Source organism: Pantoea sp. ME81 (assembly GCF_903970985.1).
Lineage (GTDB): Bacteria > Pseudomonadota > Gammaproteobacteria > Enterobacterales > Enterobacteriaceae > Pantoea > Pantoea communis.
The window spans coordinates 1-3,948 of sequence record NZ_CAJCKS010000286.1 but is presented as its reverse complement, the minus strand read 5'-3'; the positions used below and the strand labels follow the sequence as shown (position 1 = coordinate 3,948).

Genomic DNA, 3,948 nt, shown 5'->3' with positions numbered 1-3,948 from the left:
ACCATTGATGCGATAAATCGCGGCTTTTTTTCATCAATCCTGCAACGGATTCGCGAAGAGTACCCCGGCATTTCCTTCACACTCACCACCATGAGCAATATCCATATTGCCAATGCGCTAACCGCCGGAGATGCAGATTTCGGCATCATGTTGAACCCGCAAAGTTCGCGTGAGCTGTTGGTAAAGTCCTTTGCTGATTTACGCCTGGGAATTGTGGTGAGCAGTCAACATCCGCTGGCAAATCTGGAATCTATCCGCTTCAGCCACTGTGAATCCTGGCCGTTTATCGTTCCTGCCGCGCCCCTGATGTTGGCCGATCCGCTGGAAGCGCTGGTAAACAGTTCCGGTATTCGCCTGAATGAAGTTGGCCGAACCAATAACATTCATATGCTGCGCTCGCTGGTCCGTGATGGGGTGGGCATCAGTTTGATGTGCTGGCTGGATATTGTTGACGAGTATCGCCGGGGAGAATTGAAGTTCATTCCGCTAATCGACACGGTATTGAAACCCTTCACATTGTCGTTGTGTGTGGCGCCACAGCGTCAATTGTCGATTGCCGCATCGATGATGCTGCGCGAGTTGGAATCGTTTTTTGCATTGATGCAGAGCGAAGAGGCTTTGGCGGGAGTTGAACAGTCGCGCTGACGTTGATTGCATCCTGGAAACAAGAAGCCCCAGCTTGGCTGGGGCATTGATTCTTGCGCTTCATGTCTTGGATCTGGCACCGTACGAGTCGGGAGAAGAACGTCAGACTAGCTACAAATGGAATTCTAATCGCATAAATTAAGGATTGCAATATCGCCGAATAGAAATCAGCGGTATAACGTCTTCCACGATATGGAAATTGGATAATGCATCACATGCCTAAAAATTTTGATTTTACCGATATGGTAAAGCTAACCTCTTCTGCTCGCCTATCAAGCTATCGTTCCACATTTACTATTGCTGATGATGCGGAGTTATTTGGTCTGTATAGCTGGAATCTTGAATTGTCAGGTGCTTTTTGTAGTCTGATACAATTGATTGAAGTCGCTTTACGTAATGCCATTAACGAAGCAGGTAAGAAATATATTACAACTGAACATAATGTACATTGGTTTAACGTCATCCCCTACAGTTTGAGTTGTGAGATAAACTCTGATGTTAAATGTGATGGTAAAGATAAGCTGGTTAAGTCTGCTAAAGTTAAAGGTTTTGAGAGTGGCATAGTAAAAGCCGAAAGAAACGCACGGAAGATGCTGCAGAAAAAATTAGGCAAAGATACATTAGCCACCCCGACCCTGGATCAGATTATTTCTCAGACTGATTTCAGTGTATGGGAGCATATTCTTGATAAGAGTTTTTATGATGGCGATGCCAGTAAGGGATATCTTTGGCCAAAGGGTTTCGCCACTGCGTTCAAGAAAATGCCGATGGTAACAGGTAAAAACAGGCAGTTTAAACAACGTGATATTATTCGTCGTAGAGTGGAAGCCGTCAGGGTATTAAGAAATCGCGTAGCGCATAACGAACCAATCTGGAAAGATGCCTGTTTTATTGATCGATCTTCAGTAATACGTTGTCTGGAAGAGAAAATTGCGGATATCGTTGAGTTAGCGTATTGGATATCACCCGTTTTGCATGCTTTTATCAGAGACGGAGCATTAGTGCAAAGGCTAAAATCGATTGTGTGTGCGTATGAAATGAATAACGCAATGTACCTGAATTTAAGTTCTAATATTGACAGTATGGAAACGTTAATTCAGGTGTTGCAAGAGTGCCACGTATATAACAGAAGAATAATGATTCAGAATGAAAATATCAAAGCTCTGGTCTGTGCGAATAAAAATCGGTTTTATTAATCAACATTAGAGCACTACATCGTTAACAACGCCGAGAGAGCAGAAACTACCGGCGTTGTTTTGAAAATTAACTTCCCCAACGGCTGCGTAAATAATTCACCGCCTGCTGAGTTTGCGGTTGATTAAGGTAGTTTTCGCGGAACAGAATAGTGCCGTTAATTTGTGGCACAGAGTCATTAAGGTCGAGCTGTTTTTTCAGTTCCGGCACGCCACCATTAATGGTCCAATCTGGCTCCATTTTGGAGGTTTCACCGACTTTATACAGCGCTACACCGATATAGAGCCTGGTGTGCGTGGGTTTGACTACATTGGCCCACCAGTTCGCGAGCACATCATAACGTGCAGCCTGGCGTGAAAATGGCCAGTAGATCTGTGGCGCGATGTAATCTAACAGGCCCATCTGCACCCATTTGCGTGTATCGGCATAAGCTTCGTCGTAGGCCGCCGCGCCGCGCGTGTCTGAGCCTGCGGGATCGTGGGATACGTTGCGCCACACACCAGCGGGGCTGACGCCGAATTCGACATGCGGTTTTAACTGCTTGATGGTGCGAGACACTTGTTCAATCAGCTGCTGGGTATTGTGACGACGCCAGTCCGCTTTTGAGGCATATCCCTGACCATACTGGCGGAAGGTGGCGCTGTCATTCAGCGTTGAGCCGGGTGATTCCGCATAGAAATAGTCATCAAACTGCACGCCATCGATATCATAATTTGCAACCACCTCCGCCACGATGCTGGTAATCCAGTCGCGGGCATCAGGAATGCCTGGGTCCAGCACAAAGCGATCACCTGCGGTGCGAATCCAGTCACGATGGAGCACAAAAACGCTGGCTGGATGCAGGGAGAGTGTGTTGTTGAGTTCTGCTACCGTCGAGGGTTTCACGTTGGTAGAAACGCGATAAGGGTTAAACCACGCATGCACTTTGATACCGCGTTTGTGTGCTTCATCCAGCATAAACTGCAGCGGATCGTAACCGGGATCTTCCCCAATCTTTCCGGTCATCATATCTGACCAGGGCAGGATTTTAGAGCGCCACAGCGCTGTGCCATCGGGTTTAACCTGGAAGAAGACGGTATTAATGCCGAGACTTTTGAGCTTATCCAGCTTATCGGTCAGCGCCTTTTGCTGTTGGCTGATGCGATTAGCCGGGCTGGCATTCACCGAGGCAATGGGCGGCCAGTCAAGGCGCGACACCGTGGTGAGCCACACACCACGCACCGGTTCTGCGCTGGCAACGGGCTGAACAGGATGCGGTTTCGGCGTTACTGTCGGGAACGGGGTGACCAGTGATTTAGGCGGCTCGGAACTGCAGCTGGCTAAAAGCAGTGCAGCCAATAGCGTGGCCATTTTATTCACGGTAGTTATACGGGGAAAACGCGCGGAACAGGCTATGATAAACTCCATTTTTTTCAATTTACTGTTCGAAGAGCCTCATTCTCTTCTCATCAGCCTTAAAGTCAATAAGAGCCCTCGGTAACGTTGTTATGCCATCCATGACGAACGCTGCCGACTGGAACTCACCAAAAACAGGAATACACTGCCATGACCTATGAAGACCTTTACCGCCGCATCGCGATGATTGTTTTCAGCTGTGGACCGCAAGGTGCACGCGAATTAATCGTAAAAGCTGAACTGTTTGCCGATGACGAGGGCGGTGAATACCAGTTCGATTATCTGGATGAAAACGGCGAGCCAGACTGGTTTGAACCGGATGCACAGGCAATTGGTGATTTAACTGAAGCATTGAAAGATTTCCAACACTACTTCGTTGAGCACGATATGACCGAAGGGAAGCCGGTGTGGAATAAATGCGTTGTGGTGATTAACGTGCCGGAAGAGTCGATCAGTATCGATGTGCAATATGAGTAAGGCTTCCGGGCCTCCCAGCCCGGAAATTTCTGGCATTATGATCGCACTGCCACTAACGCCTCGCGCTCTCGTAAGGCGCGTTTACGATGCACGATGCGGCTGGTGATCAACACCGCCAACGTGAGTAGACCGGTGGCAATGATCTCAGAGCGATGCGCCGGCATAAACAGCATTGAGACCAACACTCCCACGATGAACACCATGGTTGCCCAGGTTAAGCCTGGGAATAGCCACATG

At 48.2% G+C, this 3,948-nt stretch carries 4 protein-coding genes and 1 pseudogene; 3 read left to right on the top strand and 2 right to left on the bottom strand.

Translation table 11 applies throughout. From position 1 onward, the window contains the following. Positions 1–645, top strand: a 645-nt coding sequence (locus tag H7A81_RS26295; RefSeq protein ID WP_182059231.1) for a LysR substrate-binding domain-containing protein, incomplete at its 5' end; no start/stop codon positions are given. A 206-nt stretch (positions 646–851) separates the two neighbouring features. Beyond that, entirely contained in the window at positions 852–1,841 is a 990-nt protein-coding gene (locus tag H7A81_RS26290; RefSeq protein WP_182059230.1) for an Abi family protein, read from the top strand. Between the two features lie 67 nt (positions 1,842–1,908). Here the strand turns inward: H7A81_RS26290 and H7A81_RS26285 are convergent, their stop codons facing one another. Next, a complete protein-coding gene (locus H7A81_RS26285) occupies positions 1,909–3,246 on the bottom strand; it encodes a glycoside hydrolase family 10 protein (RefSeq protein ID WP_182059229.1) in 1,338 nt (445 codons plus the stop codon). A 138-nt stretch (positions 3,247–3,384) separates the two neighbouring features. On the opposite strand from H7A81_RS26285, the gene H7A81_RS26280 reads away from it, so the two are divergent. Next, positions 3,385–3,711 carry a hypothetical protein gene (locus tag H7A81_RS26280; protein ID WP_045815361.1) on the top strand — a complete coding sequence of 109 codons (327 nt, stop codon included), beginning with the start codon at positions 3,385–3,387 and terminating at the stop codon, positions 3,709–3,711. A 35-nt stretch (positions 3,712–3,746) separates the two neighbouring features. On the opposite strand, the pseudogene H7A81_RS26275 reads toward H7A81_RS26280, so the two are convergent. Continuing rightward, positions 3,747–3,948: pseudogene (locus H7A81_RS26275) on the bottom strand (GABA permease); the annotation flags it as partial.

Coding starts and splice junctions, on each gene's coding strand:
- H7A81_RS26285 (WP_182059229.1), bottom strand. CDS start 3,246: ATGGAGTTTATCATAGCCTGTTCCGCGCGTTTTCCCCGTATAACTACC.
- H7A81_RS26280 (WP_045815361.1), top strand. CDS start 3,385: ATGACCTATGAAGACCTTTACCGCCGCATCGCGATGATTGTTTTCAGC.
- H7A81_RS26290 (WP_182059230.1), top strand. CDS start 852: ATGCATCACATGCCTAAAAATTTTGATTTTACCGATATGGTAAAGCTA.